The following is a 15,255-nucleotide window of genomic DNA, read 5'->3' as shown; positions in this document are numbered from 1 at the left end:
GCGGGTCCACGGGGTCGGCGAGCCGGCTACCGGAGGCCGGCCGCGGCCGGTGATCGACAGCGCAGGCTCGTGCGGCACAAATGCGAGGCCCGTTCAGCCGAGCTTGAGAAGGCCCGCTTCGATGACGGCCCGGCCGACGGGGGCCGCGAGTTCGGCGAGACGTTCGCAACCGGCGTCACCCAGAGCAGCGTAGGCGGGAAGGGCCAGGCGGTCGGTGCGGTCCTCGATGTGCCGGCGCAGGAGTACGCCTTCCGGGCTGAGCGCGTCGCCGTCGAGGAGACCTCGCTTGCGCAGGCGCTCCCGGGTGTCGGCCCACTCCTCCTCGGGCCATGCGCGGCTCGCCTTGAGGAATTCGACGGGAACCTCACCGGTGGCGGCGTGCAGAATCAGGGCCTCCAAGCCACTCACGCCCTCGCTCAGCAGACACGCGACATGGCCGTCTCCGCGGAACTCCCGGAGCAGCGTCTGGGCGTGCCACAGCCGCAGTAGCGGCTCCTCCGGCCATGGCAGCGCAGCATGCGCGGCGAACAGCGGGCGCCCCTGGGCGTGTTCGCAGGCCGCCTCGGCGGCCCGGCGGGTCAGCGCCACGACCTCGTCCAATTCGGGCAGCTCGTGGATTCGCGCCCGCCGCAGGGCTTCGCCCGCAGCGGCGTACCGCGCGGCCAGCACCTGTTGCGGCGTCGTCGCGTTCCAGGCCCCGTCGACCGCCCGCCGTACGAACTCGGGGTTGAAGTTGTAGAAGGTCGCGATCACCAGCTCGGCGGGTGCCCGGCCGAACGCGGCGCTCCGGGAGGTGAAGTACCCGGCGCGTCCGCTCAGTCCGAGGTCCGCGTACCGGCGCCTTCCCTCGGGGACGAAATAGATCATGCCGTGTACGGGCTCGAGACGGCGCCAGGCCGCGCGGGCTGTGTTCATGGGGTCACCTCTGAGAAGAGTCTGCAAGGAGTCGGCGAACGGGGTATCCGCCGCGGGTTCAGTACTCGCCGTGCGCTCGCAGGTGGTCGAGCAGCAGGTGGGTCAGCGCCTCGGGCGCCTCCTCTGGGACCCAGTGGCCGACTCCCTGGAGGGTTTCGAACCGGTACGGCCCCTTGACCCACCGCCCGGTCTCCTCCGCGGCTGCCGGGCCGAACGCGCTGTCCTCCGTGCTCCAGACGTACAGCGTGGGCACGTCGATGACGCCGATCGCGTCGTCGGGGCGGCCGGCCCGGTACCAGTTGAGCGCCGCGGTGAGGGCGCCCGGCTGGGACAGGCGCCGCACGTAGGTCTCGGCACTGTCCTGCGGGACCTTGCCGGCGTAGAGCCGGCGGAGCTCCTGGGCATCGTGGGCGAGCATGCGCTCCTCGGTGGCGGGTGTTTCGCGCCAGTCGATCATGTAGTGGGAGCGTCTGCGCTGATCCTGGTCGGTACGCAGGGTGGTGGCCAGAGCGCGGGGATGCGGGGTCGACGCGACCGTCAGGGTGCGGACGCGGCCGGGGTGGGCGTGAGCGGTCCACCAGGCCACCGCCCCTCCCCAGTCGTGGCCCACCAGGTCGAACGCCGCCCAGCCCAGTTCCTCGCTGATCGCGACCACGTCGTCGACGAGAAGGCCCATGCGATAGTCCTCGGGCCGCTGGGGGCGGGCGCCGGGGGAGTACCCACGCTGGTCGGGTGCCACCACCCGGTAGCCGTGCGCGGCCAACGCCGCGATCTGCCCTTGCCACACCAGCCCCGTCTGCGGGAACCCGTGCAGCAGCAGCACCGCGCGGCCCTCGGGCGGACCCGCCACGAGGGCGTCGAACACGCGCGCACCTGTGGAGATGCTCAGCCGCGTCACGATCCACCTCCCGTACCAACTGGTCGGTACCCTCCAGGGGCGGAGGCGGGCTGTCAAGCCCGCGAGCGGGTGCCACCCATCGGTCACGTGGTTGAACCTGACGCCGAATTCAACTATAACCGACCGGGAGGCCGACTCCCGTCGCCCCTGCGGTCATGGCTCATGTCCTCGGTCACCGCAGGAGGCGCGCAATGAGCCCGCGCCCGCAGCAGTTGGCGCTCGGCACCGCCTATCAGCATCGATCCCGGCTCACGGAGCCCTGAATTCCTGGCCCCGAAGCTCCCGGACACTCGGACCAACAGCAAACAGTGAGGCGACATGAGGGAAGCAGTCATCGTTTCGACGGCACGGACGCCGATCGGAAAGGCGTACCGCGGTGCGTTCAACGACACCCAGGCGCAGGAACTCGCCGCCCATGCCCTTTCGCACGCGGTGCGGCGCGCCGGGCTCGAGGGAGGTGAGGTGGAGGATGTGATCTTCGGCTGCTCCGTGCAGCAGGGGTCCACTGGTGGCAATGTCGCACGTCAGGCCACTCTTCGCGCCGGACTTCCGGACTCAGTGTCGGGGATGTCGATCGACCGGCAGTGCTCGTCGGGCCTAATGGCCATTGCGACGGCCGCCAAGCAGATTGTCACGGACGGTATGCAGGTCGCTGTCGGCGGCGGTGTCGAGTCGATCTCCCTGGTGCAGAACGACCACATGAACACCCACCGCATGGCGGATCCCTGGCTGGTCGAGCACAAGCCGAGCATCTACATGCCAATGTTGCAGACGGCCGAGATCGTCGCCGAACGCTACGGCGTGAGCCGGGAACGCCAGGACGAGTTCGCGCTGCTGTCACAGCAGCGCACCGCGGCGGCGCAGGAGGCCGGCCGGTTCGACCGGGAGATCGTCGCACTCACCAGCATCAAGAAGGTTCTCGACAAGAACTCGGGGGAGGTGCGGAACGAGGAGGTCACCCTGACCCGGGACGAGGGCAACCGCGCGTCGACGACGCTCGAAGGCCTGGCCGGGTTGGCGCCGGTGCTGCCCAACGGGCAGGTGAGCAAGCATTCCAGCGTGACGGCGGGCAACTCCTCGCAGTTGTCGGACGGGGCTTCGGCGTCGGTGTTGATGGAGTCGAAGGAGGCCGAGCGCCGCGGACTGGAGCCGCTGGGCGTCTACCGGGGGATGACCGTTGCCGGTTGTGGGCCGGACGAGATGGGCATCGGTCCGGTGTTCGCCATTCCGAAACTGCTGAAGCAGCACAACCTCACCATTGACGACATCGGCCTGTGGGAACTCAACGAGGCGTTCGCTTCCCAGGCGTTGTACTGCCGTGACGAACTGCACATCGCCCCGGAGCGGTTCAACGTCAATGGCGGCGCGATCTCGGTCGGTCATCCGTACGGAATGACCGGTGCCCGGCTGGTGGGGCATGCCCTTATTGAGGGCAAGCGCCGAGGCGTCCGGTATGTGGTGATCTCGATGTGCGTCGGCGGCGGAATGGGCGCAGCCGGACTGTTCGAAGTCGCCTGAGCTCGGCATCCCTGTTGGTTGGGGGCAGCAAGGACCGGCCGGGCGCGGTACCAGGGGCACTTCATGAGAGCCGACGAAACATGGCTGCCGTCGCATGGTCCGACGGCAAGCCGACCGCGAGAGAGAGACGTGGATACCGTGTCGAATGTGGTGGAAAAGACCCGAACCGCGGTCCTGGTGGACTTCGGCGGGGTCATCACCTCCAGTGTGTTGCGGGCTTTCACCGACTTCGGCGCCTCGCTCGGCGGCGACCCGCGCCTGCCGCTGGACCTCCTCGGCCGGGACCAGCCCTCACGCACCCTCCTGGCGGACCACGAGTGCGGCCGTATCGACGCCGAAGCATTCGAACGAGGATTCGCCGAACGTCTCCGCGTGCATGGCGCCGACGTACCGGCCGCGGGGCTCACGGCCCGGATGCAAGCGGGAATGTCGATCGACCAGGACATGCTCGCGCTGCTCGGTGACCTACGAGCCGCCGGCCATCCCGTTGCTCTCGTATCCAATTCGTTCGGTACAGGAACCTACGACGGCGTCGACCTCACCGCTGTTGCCGATGTGGTCGTCATCTCCGCCGAGGTCGGGATCCGCAAGCCCTCCCGGAGGATTTACGCGATCGCATGTGAACGCCTCGGCATCGACCCCGAAGAGGCAGTCATGATCGACGATCTGCAGCAGAACCTCGACGGAGCGGCACGGATCGGTATCGGGGGCGTACTGCACACCAGCGCCGCCGACACCCGCCGCCAACTCGCCGAACGCTTCGGGATCACCGCCTGACCGATCGATCGACCGACCGGGCGCAGTGCGGCCGGTCGTCCGGCCACACCGTCCGGGGACCCTGACGAGGCCGGGCGAAGTCAACCGATCGGCGAGGGTGAGACCCGCACCGTCACCTCCGCCACATCCCGGAAGGTACCCTCATGACCAGCGTTTTCGATCCTGTGGGCCGCCACGCGGCCGCCACTCCCGAGAAGGTGGCGCTGCGCGGCGCCAGGGACCAGTGGACCTACCTTCAGCTGCGTGACGCGAGCGTACGGTACGCGGGCGCCTTGGCCGCCGCGGGCCTGTCCCCCGGGAACCGGGTGCTGCTCGCGGCGCCGTCGGTGCCCGAGTTCGTGGTGGCCTACCTCGGGATCCAGGCCGCGGGCTGTGTCGTGGTGCCGGTCAACACGATGGTCACCCGGGCCGAGGCCGAGTACGTCCTCGGCGACGCCGGGTGCTCATTGGCGATCGCATGGCACGCCCTCGGCCCCGCCGTCGCGGAGGCGGCAGCGGCGCTCAAGGTGCCCTCCTGGACGCTGCCCCCGGGCGCGTCGGTCACCGGTGCAACCCCTGCCGACGTCGTCGACCGGGACCGCGACGAGACCGCGGCCATCCTGTACACCTCGGGCACCACGGGGCGGCCGAAGGGGGCCCAACTCACTGTCGGGAACCTGTTGTCCGCCGGGGAGATCGGCGCCGAGTGCAGCCGCGCCTCCAGCGCCGACCGTACTGGCACCGGTCTCCCGCTGTTCCACGTGTTCGGCCAGGCATCGGTCATGATGGCGACCTTGACCGTGGGCGGCTCGATGTCGTTGCTGGCCCGATTCGACCCGGCGTCGATGCTCGACATGCTGCGCCGCGACCGGCTCACCATCATGGCCGGCGTGCCGACCATGTGGAACGCGCTGCTGCACGCGGCGGGCGATGCGAACCCGTCGGACTTCGCGGGGCTCCGTGTCGCGGTCTCCGGCGGCGCGTCGCTGCCCGGGGAGATCGCCAGAGCCTTCGAGGCCCGCTTCGGGTGCACCATCCTCGAAGGGTATGGGCTCACCGAGACCACCGCGTTCGGCACCTTCAACGACATCGACCGCGGCGGCAAGACCGGGTACACCGGCAGGGCAGTCCCGAGGCTGCAGGTTCAGGTGCGTGACGAGGACGGCAATGAGTGCCCGCCGGGCACCGTCGGTGAGGTTCACATCAAGGGATCCACGGTGATGCGCGGCTACTGGAACCGCCCCGAGGACACCGCCGCGGCAATCTCGTCCGACGGCTGGTTCCGGACCGGCGACCTCGGCGAAATCGACACGGAGGGCGACCTGCGCATCGTCGACCGTATCAAGGACCTGATCATCCGCGGCGGTTACAACGTCTACCCCGGTGAGGTCGAGGAAGTTCTCTACGCGCATCCGGACATCGTCGAGGCAGCCGTGATCGGCGTTCCCGACGAGCACTACGGCGAGGAGGTCGCCGCGCTCATCGCCACCCGCCCCGGTGCGGAAATCGGTGCCGCAGAGGTATCGAGCTGGGCACGAGAGCGGCTGTCCGCCTACAAGATCCCGCGCATCGTCCGGTTCGTCGGCGCGCTGCCCAAGGGCCCGACCGGGAAGATCCTCAAGCGGTCCATCGACCGTACCGCACTGACCCGCGACACGGCGCCCGGCGACGTTGCCGCCTCGCACTGAACATCCCTGCTTCGGCGGACGAGAGGCAGTGACCACATGCGCTGTCCGGCTGCACGGCGGGATGCGATCCGTCCGCCGTGGACTTCGGAAACCAGGACTCAACCGGCGCCGCCTGTGGGCCCAGTGCGCCTTGCAGGTTTGTGACTATGGCGTCGGATTCAAGTACAGTCTCCGGGATGGAGACCACCGCGCCCGAGGGGATCGACGGCGAGAAGGCACCGCCCATGGCGCCCCTCTCGCACCTTCGCGAGCCGCCTACGACGAAGCGCGGAGCGCGGACACGAGCCGCTTTGGTGAAGGCCGCGCGGAAGGTGTTCGAACGGGACGGCTACCTCGACACCCGCCTGACCGATATCACCAAAGAGGCCCAATGCGCGGCGGGATCCTTTTACACGTACTTCGCCAACAAGGAAGAGGTGCTTGCCGCCGTCCTCCTGGAGGCGCAGGAGGACATGATGCACCCCGGCATGGGCCGGGTGCAGGGTGCCGACGATCCCCATGCGGTACTCGAAGCGAGCAATCGCGCGTATCTGGAGGCATACAAACGGAACGCGAAGCTGATGGCGCTGCTTGAGCAGGTCGCCCAAGTGGAGCCGGAGTTCCGTGAGTTCCGAAGTCGGCGCGGGGACGCGTTCATCCGCCGCAATGCCCGCGGCATCGCGGACCTGCAGGCGCGGGGTGTCGCAGACCGTGAGGTCGATCCGATGATGGCCTCCCGTGCGCTGTCGGGCATGGTCAGCGGCATGGCCTACAACGCCTTCGTGCTCTGTGAAGAGCAAGAGGAGGGCACGCCGGTGGACTTCGAGGAGCTCGTGTCCACGGTCACGCGGCTCTGGGCGAACGCCCTGCGGTTCCCCGGCCACCGCTGATCGGGCAGCCCGGCCCGGGACGAAGCCTGCCGCTCGCGGGCATGTGACGACCCTGGCGCCGCATCGGCACGACCAGCGTGCGCGAGCGCACGCTCGAACGCCTGCCGCATCGCACCCGGTACCCGGGTGCTTCTCTCCTTCTCTCCTTCGCCTCGAATCCGGCGACACCACCGTGATGTCCCTGTCCCAGGTCAGTGGGGCCGGCCGGCCTTCCCGGGGGCGCCGGCGGGCAGTGTTGTGCCCGACCTACTTGAACTTGACGTCGGATTCAATTATACAGTGGGCAAGAGCACGTCGCCTCATCTCGGGGCCATGCCCCGGCTTGGCACGCCCCGCCACGGAGAGGGTTCGCTGTGAACGTTGCACAAAGGCGCGCGAGCGGGGTCTCCCTGGCGGAGAGGGGCTTCGGCCCGGTCGATCTCTACTTCGCGAAGGCACGCAGCCGTCGCCTTCGCCGAATGGCTGAGTGTCAGATTCGGCGATCGCGGGGTGCGGCAGTGTGGTCGATACCGCTGTCGCGTACGCCGCCGATCCGGCCAGGTACTGCTCCACGGCGTCCAGTGGCCACCAAGAGCGAACTGATCAATGACACGGACGGCGCCCACGCCGATTTCGTGGCCCGAGCGGAAGGCCTCATGCCAGGGCTTCCGCGGCGTCTGACGGCGTCGTAGGCATGGCCAGTCACCTCGACAAGTGGCCGACGACCTTTCCCTCCCTACCCGTCAGGAGTACAGATGTCCCTTTTCGAGATATCGGACCGCGCCAAGAAATACCAGGCGGATCTGCTCGAGTTCATGGATGCGCATGTCTACCCCGCTGAGGCGGTGTACCACGAGCAGATGCGCGCGTCGGGTGACCCGCACTTCCACCCGCCGATCATCGAGGAACTCAAGGCGGAGGCGCGGGGGCGCGGACTGTGGAACCTCTTCCACCCGCACCCGGAGTGGGGTCCCGGGCTGACGAACCTCGAGTACGCGCCGCTGGCAGAGATCATGGGGCGCAGCCACATCGCCTCCGAAGCGTGCAACTGCAACGCGCCCGACACCGGCAACATGGAGGTGCTCACGCTGTTCGGCAGCGACGAGCACAAGGAGAAGTACCTCAAGCCCCTGCTCGACGGGACGATGGCCTCGGCCTTCGCGATGACCGAGCCGCGCGTCGCCAGCTCCGACGCCACCAACATCGAGTTGCGGATGGAGCGCGACGGCGACGAGTACGTGCTCAACGGCCGCAAGTGGTTCGCGTCCAACGCCCTGCACCGCAACTGCAAGGTGCTCATCGTCATGGGGAAGACGGACCCCACCGCCGCTCCGCACCGCCAGCAGTCGATGATGGTCGTTCCGATCGACGCCCCCGGGATCACGGTGATACGCGGCCTGCCGGTGTTCGGCTACCAGGACCGTGAGGGGCACGCCGAAATCGACTTCACCGACGTACGGGTGCCGGCAAATGACGTTCTCAAGGGCGAGGGAGAGGGGTTCGCGATCAGCCAGGCCCGGCTCGGGCCCGGTCGTATCCACCACTGCATGCGGGCCATCGGCGCGGCCGAGCGGGCGCTGGAGCTGATGTGCCGGCGCGCGCAGTCACGGGTGACCTTCGGCAGTCCGGTTGCCGAACGGTCCAACATCCAGGATTGGATCGCGGAAGCGCGGATCGACATCGAGATGATCCGCCTGCTCACGCTCAAGGCCGCGTATCTGATGGACACGGTCGGGAACAAGGAAGCGCGCACCGAGATCGCGGCCATCAAGGTGGCCGCTCCGAACATCGCGTTGAAGATCATCGACCGCGCGATCCAGGTGCACGGAGCAGCAGGAGTGACCGAGGACTTCCCGCTGGCGATGATGTACGCGCAACTGCGGACGCTACGGCTCGCGGACGGTCCCGACGAGGTCCACAAGCGGGCCATCGCCAGGCAGGAACTGCGGCAGTACCGCGACGGGGTCACCGGCACGGTCACCGCCGGCGGCCCCAAGACAGTGGTGAACTGACATGGCAGGACTGGATCTCACCGGTCGCACCGCCGTCGTCACGGGCGCCTCGCGCGGGATCGGGCTGGCGATCGCCCGGGCCATCGCCGCCGCCGGCGCAAACGTCGTCCTCACCTCCCGATACCAGGAGGCGGCTGACGCCGCCGCGGCCCAGGTCGGGGGCACGGCGGTCGGCGTCGGCGCGCACGCGGTCGACGAAGAAGCGGCCCGGCGCTGTGTCGATCTGACGCTCGAGCGCTTCGGGAGCCTGGACATCCTCGTCAACAACGCGGGGACCAACCCGGCCTTCGGGCCCGTCATCGACCAGGACCACGGCAGGTTCGCCAAGACCTTCGACGTGAACCTGTGGGCTCCCGTCCTGTGGACGGGTCTGGCCACGCGGGCCTCGACGGCCGTGCCGTCGGCGGCCTGCCGGGCGACCTCGGCTTACTCGTTCGCCGGGATGTCCGGGGCGCCCAAGTCGAGCACCCACTCGCCCGGCCCGAAAGCCCTGGGCGTCGCCGCCTCGCCCCGGCGCCGGATCGACCAGCGACCGGGCACCGGCTCCCACAGGTACTCCTCGTCACCGAGCCCCGCCAGCCGCACCTGGGCCATCTCCCTGGCGTGGTCGAACTGGTCGAGCAGCAAGCCCAAACGGTCGGTCCGCGCACCCTCGGTGTCCATGCCCGCCCCTTCGCCGTTGCGCCTCGTGTCTCACCGCGCTCAGGCGGAAGTCAACCGCTCACCCTCGTGGGGCGCGACCGATTTCTTCGCCCACGGCGTGGTGCAGCACCATGCCGTGCGCCGTGTCGAAGTCGCACAGCCTCGGCCGGCCGACAGCCCGGTGTCGTGGCGGCCGTCGGTCGCGACGGCCCAGGTGTGTCAGCCGGGCGGTGCCGACAGGTGGATCAGGATGCCGCACACCTCGTCCACGATCTCCCGGGCCTCCGTCTCGTCCTCGCAGTCGCCCAGCTCGCGTGCCGCCCCTCCGATGACGGTGGTCAGCACGCTCACCCGGACCCGGCCGGCGCGTCGCCGCTCGTCCACCTCCAGGAGCCGGGCGTTGCGCCGTACCCATGCGCGGTCCCACTGGCGGCGCAGCGTGTCGAAGCCCGCGGGGTTGTCGTCCTCCGCGAGGAGCCTGCCGAGCCGCCGGTTGTCCCAGGCACCCTCCAGGTACGCCCTGGCTCCCGCCACGAAGAGGGCGAGGGGGTCGTTTACGCCACGGCTGCGCTCGGCGGTCAGCGTGGCCGCGGTCCTGTGCTCCTGCTCCTCCCGGAACTCCTCCCACAGGGCGAGATAGAGCCCCCGTTTTCCGCCGTAGTGCTGGAAGAGGGCGCCTGCCGGAATGCCGGAGCGCGCCGCGATCTCGGTGAGCCCGGCATCGGTGTAACCGCGCTCGGTGAACACCTCCAGCGCGGTGTCCAGCAGCGCACGCCGGACCGTTCGGTCCTGTACGGCGTGCCCCTCCGGCAGGGCCATGCCTCCTGGTCCGCCCGGCAGCCGACGGGCCGCCCCGGTCCCGGCGGACTCCGACCCCACGATGCCGCTCACTGGCAATCCCCACCATCTCCGGCGCCGTCGCGGATGGCGAGGGCGACCAGTAGTTCCAGAAGGTCGGCGATCCGGCGCGGATTGCGGCCGGTGCGTTCCTCGATCCGTCGCAACCGGTAGTGCGCCGTGTTGTGGTGCACCCGCAGCCGGTCGGCGGCCAGCCGCAGATTGAGGTCCGCGTCCGCGAAGGCCCGTATGGTGGCGGCCAGAGTGTCGCCCCGTTTGCGGTCCTCCTCCAGCAGCACCCGCACGCGGGGATCGACCAGCTGCCGGGCGAGGTCGTCGGCGCGCAGCGCCAGGTAGTCGAACGGGGACAGCCGCGGCAGCGCCGCCACCCCGCCCCCGCCCGGTACGAGGTCGAGGGCGGCACGCGCCTCTTCGTACGCGCGCGGCAGTTCACTTGCGCCCTGGGCGACCGTACTGATCCCCATGGAGAGCATGGTTCCGTCCCGCGCGAGCCGCTGCTGCACGGCCTCGAAGTGGGCGCAGATGTCCTCTGCGTTCATTCCGGCCCGGACCACGGGCACGGCCACCACCTCGCCGTGGCGCACGACCACCAGGGTCCTGCCGGCCCAGGGCCCGGCGACGCTGATCGACGCGCTGGTGGCATACCCGTTCTCGGCCGAGGTGAGGTCCCCGGTGCGCGTGTCGCCGACGCACACCGCCACGACCGCCATCATCGGCGAGCGCGGCCCGATGCCGTACGCCTGTGCCGCGGCGCACAGCGGACCGCGCGTCGGTGCCACGCCGGCCAGGAGCTGGTCCAGGAGATCCCGGCGCTCCCGGTCCGCGTCCGCCACCACGTGCTGCTGGTACTCGATGTAGGCCTGCGCGGCGTGGGTGCTGGCGTAGTCGACGTACCGCATCAAGGGCGTGACCAGGGACAGCGCGGCCTGCTGGGCATCGGCGGACGTGCCCGCGCACTCGAGCAGCGCGTCCCACAGCACCTGCCGGCCGACCCGGAAGGCACTGATCCAGTCCTCCAGGGCGAACCCCGCGCGTGCTCGGCGCATGGCTGCCCCGCGGCTGAAAACCAGGTCTTCGGCAGCGATGTCTCGGTCGCCGGCCAGCGCCGCCAGCTGCATCCGGTAGTGCTCGAGCACCTGCTCCCGTACCTCGTCGAAGAACCGCTCGTCCTGCAGCGCGTACGACGGGATCTCCGCGCGCATCACCTCGACGGCGGCCTCCGCCACCTCCTCGACCCGGTCGTGGACGGCATGCAGGATCCGCCACCGCTCCCGGAGGAGCGGTTCGGAGAGTCGGGGAGCGCCCAGGGCGGGACCGCGAGGCATGGCGCCGATCGTCGCCGCCCGCCTCGTGCTCCGTCAACAGGCCCGGCGTGAGACACCTGCCGTCACTTGTGCACGGCGCACAATCCGGCGACCGAGAAGTTGGGTGCTCACAACCAATGTGCGGCTGGAACGCCCCCACCTACTGTGACGCTCGCCCACCCCCCAGCACCTCGGAAGGGGCGTCACTCATGCTCGCGGTCGACGGTATCACCGTGCGCTTCGGCGGGATCACGGCACTGGACGGTGTCGCGTTCACCGTCGAGCCGGGAACCGCCGTGGGGCTCATCGGTCCGAACGGAGCCGGTAAGACCACCTTGTTCAACTGCCTCACCAGGCGCTGCACCCCCGATGCGGGAACGGTGCAGTTCGAGGGTGAGGACCTGCTCGCCCTTCCGCCGCACGCCGTGGCCGGGCGCGGTATCGCCCGCACCTTCCAGAACCTTGGCCTGTTCCCGCAGCTCACGGTCCGGGAGAACGTCATGGTCGGCGCCCACGGCCGGGGGCGCACCGGACACCTCGCCGCGGCGCTCCGGCTGCCCCGCGTCAGGCGCGAGGAGAGGGAACTACGTGATCAGGCGGACGACTTGCTACGGCGGCTGGACCTGGCGGACGTCGCCGACCACCCCGCCTCCGGGCTGCCGTTCGGCACGCTCAAACGCGTCGAACTCGCCCGTGCGCTCGCGGTACGGCCCCGGCTGCTGTTGCTCGACGAACCCGTCAACGGGCTCAGCCACGGCGAGGTCGGACAATTCGCGGATCTGGTCCGGTCGGTGCGCCAGGATTTCGCCCTCACGCTCGTGGTGGTCGAACACCACATGGGGTTCGTGATGGACCTGTGCGACAAGGTGGTCTGCCTCGACTTCGGCCGCAAGATCGCCGAGGGCTCGCCGGAGGAGATCCAGCGCGACCCGGCGGTCGTCGAGGCGTACCTGGGGGTGGCCGCATGAGCGAGCCCACCACCGACCGCACCGAGGCCGAGGCGAGTGAGGCGAGCGCGGAGGCGGAATTCCTGCGGGTCTCCGGCCTGCACGCCGGATACGGCCAGGCCCGCGTGCTGCAGGGGCTCGACTTCACCGTCGCGCGCGGCGAGGTGTGCGCGATCCTCGGACCCAACGGCGCGGGCAAGACCACGACCCTGCGGGCGCTGAGCGGCATGGTCCGCGGCCGTGGCTCGGTCACCCTGAACGGCTCCGAACTGCTGGGCCGCTCGCCCGAGCAGGCCGCCAGGCTCGGCGTGGCGCACGTGCCCGAGGGCCGGGGCACCTTCAACGACCTGACCGTCGAGGAGAACCTGCGCATCGGCGCCCACCTGCGCACCGGCCTCGGCAGACGGAGCCGCGGCGAGCGTGCGGCCGTGGCCGCCGACCTGGAACGGATCTACGACCACTTCCCCAAACTGCGACAGCGGTCGCGTCAGGCCGCCGGCAGCCTCAGCGGCGGGGAGCAACAGATGCTCGCCATCGGCAGGGCGCTGATGCTGCGGCCCTCCCTGCTCCTCCTGGACGAGCCGTCCCTCGGGCTCGCGCCGCTGGTCACCCGTGAGCTGTTCGAGATCGTCCGTGCCGTCAATGAGGAGGAACGCACCACCGTGGTCGTCGTCGAGCAGAACGCCCAGCTCGCGCTGGACATCGCGCACCGGGCGCACGTACTGGAGGCCGGCCGCCTGGTGCTGTCCGGACCGGCCGCACAGATCCGCGAGGACGGACAGGTCGCCGAGGTGTACCTCGGTGTCTCCGTCCACACGCGTAAGGCCGGGTGAGCGCCATGACCGATCTTCTCCAGCAAGTGGTGGAAGGACTGGGCTCCGGCGCGGTGTACGCCAGCCTGGCGCTGGCCCTGGTGCTGATTTACCGGTTCACGGGGATCGTCAACTTCGCGCAGGGCGAGCTGGCCATGCTCTCCACGTATGTTGCCTGGCAGTTGGTGGCGTCCGGGATGCCGTTCTGGCTGGCGCTGCCGGTCACCCTCGCGGTGTCCTTCGCCGGCGGCATGCTGGTCGAGCGGATCGTCATCCGTCCCGTGCAGGGCGCGCCCGAGCTGACGGTGGTCATCGTCACGGTAGGCCTGTTCATCTTCGTCAACGCGCTGGCCGGCCTGATCTGGTCGTTCACCGTGAAGGACTTCCCACAGCCGTTCCCCGACGGCGGGCTCGACCTGGCCGGGGTGCGCGTGGACTGGTCGGCGCTCGGGATCATCGGCGTGGTCGCCGTCGTGATGGGCCTGCTGTACCTGTTGTTCCAGCACACCTCCACCGGTCTGGTGATGCGGGCGGTCGCCGGTAACCCGGCCTCCGCCCGGCTGTCGGGCATCCGGGTGGGCCGCGTGCTGATGCTCGGCTGGGGGCTGGCCGCGACGGTCGGCGCGGTGTCGGGCGTGCTCGTCGCCCCGGTGCTGTTCCTGGAGCCCAACATGATGGGCGGGGTGCTGATCTACGCGTTCGCCGCGGCCACCCTCGGGGGCTTCGACAGCCCGGTGGGCGCGGTCGTCGGCGGCCTGTTCGTGGGCGTCGCCGAGACGCTGACCGGGGCGTACGTGGGCGTGATCGGTGCCGATCTGAAGGTGGGCGTCCCCCTGGTGATCATCCTGGCGGTGCTGCTGGTGCGGCCCCAGGGCCTCTTCGGTCGGGCGGCGGTGGAGCGCGCATGAACACCATCACAACGGCACTCGGCACCGACCGGGCCCGGCGCCCGCGGGCCGCGCTCACCGTGCTGCTCACAGCGGCGGTCGCCGTCGGCGCACCGTTCTACCTCGCCCCCTTCCAGGTCTTCCAGCTGACCATGGTGCTCCTGTACGCCGTGGCGCTGGCCGGCCTGAACCTCCTGGTCGGCTTCGGCGGGCAGATCTCGCTCGGGCACGGCGCGTTCTTCGCGGCGGGCGCCTACACGACGGCGGTCATGCTCGACCGGTACGACACCGGCCACCTGGCCACACTGCCGGTCGCGGCCGCCGGATGCTTCCTGCTGGGCCTCGGGTTCGGAGTGCCCGCCCTGCGGCTGCGCGGGCTGTACCTCGCCCTGGTCACCCTCTCCTTCGCGGTGTTCCTGCCGCCCCTGCTGAAGCGGCTCGAACCGGTGACGGGCGGCTCCATGGGCCTGACCGTGGACAAGCTGCAGCCGCCCGCCTGGAGCGGACTGGCCGAGGACCAGTGGATGTACTTCGTCGTCCTCGCCGTCACCGCGGTGGCCCTGCTGCTCGCCCGCAACCTCCTGCGGTCCCGGGTCGGCCGGGCGCTGCTCGCCGTGCGGGACAACGAGAGCGCCGCCGAGGTCATGGGCGTGCGGCTGTCGCTGCACAAGACGCTCGCCTTCGCGTGGAGCGCGATGTTCGCCGGTGTCGCCGGGTGTCTGTACACCTGGGTGATCGGCTTCGTCTCGCCCGACTCCTTCAGCTTCGTTCTGTCCATCACCCTGCTGGCCGGCCTGGTGGTCGGGGGGCTCGGGTCGCTGTACGGGCCCCTGCTGGGCGCGGCGTTCGTGATGTACGTGCCGAGCGTGTCCCAGGACCTCAGCGAGGCGGCACCGGGAGTGGTGTTCGGTCTGCTGATCATCACGGTGATGTTCGTGGCGCCGACAGGACTGGCCGGTCTGCCGGGCCGTGTCCTGGGCGCGGTCGCCCGTCGCCTGCCCCGCACCACCACCACCCGCGCCCCGATACCCGAGGCCGCACCCGCGCCCGACGCGGAGCCCGAGTCCCGGGCCGAATCCGGACCCCCCGTGACCCTCACCCCTGCGGACCCCGCAGTAGTGGACGCCGAACCCGTGGGCGCACCGCCCCGCACGGAAAAGGAATGAATCA

13 protein-coding genes and 2 pseudogenes are annotated in these 15,255 nt (G+C 70.0%); 10 read left to right on the top strand and 5 right to left on the bottom strand.

What is annotated here, in order from left to right:
* Positions 1 to 93 precede the first annotated feature (93 nt).
* Positions 94 to 915, bottom strand: a complete 822-nt coding sequence (locus ACFVVO_RS08910) for a hypothetical protein (RefSeq protein WP_390053034.1) — start codon at positions 913 to 915, stop codon at positions 94 to 96.
* Positions 916 to 973: 58 nt separating this feature from the next.
* Positions 974 to 1,816 (bottom strand): alpha/beta fold hydrolase, encoded by an 843-nt coding sequence (locus ACFVVO_RS08905; RefSeq protein WP_390053380.1) that lies wholly within the window; start codon positions 1,814 to 1,816, stop codon positions 974 to 976.
* Positions 1,817 to 2,131: 315 nt separating this feature from the next.
* Here ACFVVO_RS08905 and ACFVVO_RS08900 point away from each other — a divergent pair, with 315 nt between their 5' ends.
* From ACFVVO_RS08900 to ACFVVO_RS08875, 6 genes and pseudogenes are all read left to right on the top strand, one after another.
* Positions 2,132 to 3,331, top strand: coding sequence for an acetyl-CoA C-acyltransferase (locus ACFVVO_RS08900; protein ID WP_390053032.1), 1,200 nt, complete (start codon positions 2,132 to 2,134; stop codon positions 3,329 to 3,331).
* A gap of 63 nt (positions 3,332 to 3,394) precedes the next feature.
* On the top strand, positions 3,395 to 4,108 hold the full coding sequence (locus ACFVVO_RS08895; RefSeq protein ID WP_390053030.1) for an HAD family hydrolase: 714 nt from the start codon (positions 3,395 to 3,397) through the stop codon (positions 4,106 to 4,108).
* Between the two features lie 143 nt (positions 4,109 to 4,251).
* A complete protein-coding gene (locus tag ACFVVO_RS08890) occupies positions 4,252 to 5,775 on the top strand; it encodes a class I adenylate-forming enzyme family protein (RefSeq protein ID WP_390053028.1) in 1,524 nt (507 codons plus the stop codon).
* A gap of 176 nt (positions 5,776 to 5,951) precedes the next feature.
* Positions 5,952 to 6,644 (top strand): TetR/AcrR family transcriptional regulator, encoded by a 693-nt coding sequence (locus ACFVVO_RS08885; RefSeq protein ID WP_390053026.1) that lies wholly within the window; start codon positions 5,952 to 5,954, stop codon positions 6,642 to 6,644.
* Between the two features lie 734 nt (positions 6,645 to 7,378).
* Entirely contained in the window at positions 7,379 to 8,635 is a 1,257-nt protein-coding gene (locus ACFVVO_RS08880) for an acyl-CoA dehydrogenase family protein (RefSeq protein WP_390053025.1), read from the top strand.
* A 1-nt stretch (position 8,636) separates the two neighbouring features.
* Positions 8,637 to 8,957: pseudogene (locus tag ACFVVO_RS08875) on the top strand (SDR family NAD(P)-dependent oxidoreductase); the annotation flags it as partial.
* 107 nt (positions 8,958 to 9,064) lie between these two features.
* Here the strand turns inward: ACFVVO_RS08875 and ACFVVO_RS08870 are convergent.
* The 3 genes and pseudogenes from ACFVVO_RS08870 to ACFVVO_RS08860 form a co-directional block, all read right to left on the bottom strand.
* Positions 9,065 to 9,298: pseudogene (locus ACFVVO_RS08870) on the bottom strand (DinB family protein); the annotation flags it as partial.
* 198 nt (positions 9,299 to 9,496) lie between these two features.
* On the bottom strand, positions 9,497 to 10,096 hold the full coding sequence (locus ACFVVO_RS08865; RefSeq protein WP_390053023.1) for a TetR/AcrR family transcriptional regulator: 600 nt from the start codon (positions 10,094 to 10,096) through the stop codon (positions 9,497 to 9,499).
* Between the two features lie 68 nt (positions 10,097 to 10,164).
* Positions 10,165 to 11,460 (bottom strand): PucR family transcriptional regulator, encoded by a 1,296-nt coding sequence (locus ACFVVO_RS08860; RefSeq protein ID WP_390053021.1) that lies wholly within the window; start codon positions 11,458 to 11,460, stop codon positions 10,165 to 10,167.
* A gap of 188 nt (positions 11,461 to 11,648) precedes the next feature.
* On the opposite strand from ACFVVO_RS08860, the gene ACFVVO_RS08855 reads away from it, so the two are divergent.
* The 4 genes from ACFVVO_RS08855 to ACFVVO_RS08840 are packed head-to-tail and all read left to right on the top strand — an operon-like array spanning position 11,649 to position 15,251.
* Complete coding sequence (locus ACFVVO_RS08855; RefSeq protein ID WP_390053019.1) at positions 11,649 to 12,407, top strand: ABC transporter ATP-binding protein; 759 nt, start codon at positions 11,649 to 11,651, stop codon at positions 12,405 to 12,407.
* Positions 12,404 to 13,219: an ABC transporter ATP-binding protein gene (locus ACFVVO_RS08850; protein WP_390053017.1), complete on the top strand. Its 816-nt coding sequence runs from the start codon at positions 12,404 to 12,406 to the stop codon at positions 13,217 to 13,219. Before ACFVVO_RS08855 ends, ACFVVO_RS08850 begins: the two co-directional genes overlap by 4 nt.
* A 5-nt stretch (positions 13,220 to 13,224) precedes the next feature.
* A complete protein-coding gene (locus ACFVVO_RS08845; protein ID WP_390053015.1) occupies positions 13,225 to 14,106 on the top strand; it encodes a branched-chain amino acid ABC transporter permease in 882 nt (293 codons plus the stop codon).
* The gene (locus ACFVVO_RS08840; RefSeq protein ID WP_390053014.1) at positions 14,103 to 15,251 is read left to right on the top strand and encodes a branched-chain amino acid ABC transporter permease; all 1,149 of its coding nucleotides are present in this window, start codon (positions 14,103 to 14,105) and stop codon (positions 15,249 to 15,251) included. The genes ACFVVO_RS08845 and ACFVVO_RS08840 overlap by 4 nt, the downstream gene beginning before the upstream one ends.
* The last annotated feature ends 4 nt before the right edge of the window (positions 15,252 to 15,255 follow it).

The sequence above is a fragment of the Streptomyces sp. NPDC058145 genome, assembly GCF_042884245.1.
Classification (GTDB): Bacteria; Actinomycetota; Actinomycetes; order Streptomycetales; family Streptomycetaceae; genus Streptomyces.
Note: the sequence above shows the minus strand (reverse complement) of the source record. Positions and strands in the feature narration are given on the sequence as shown.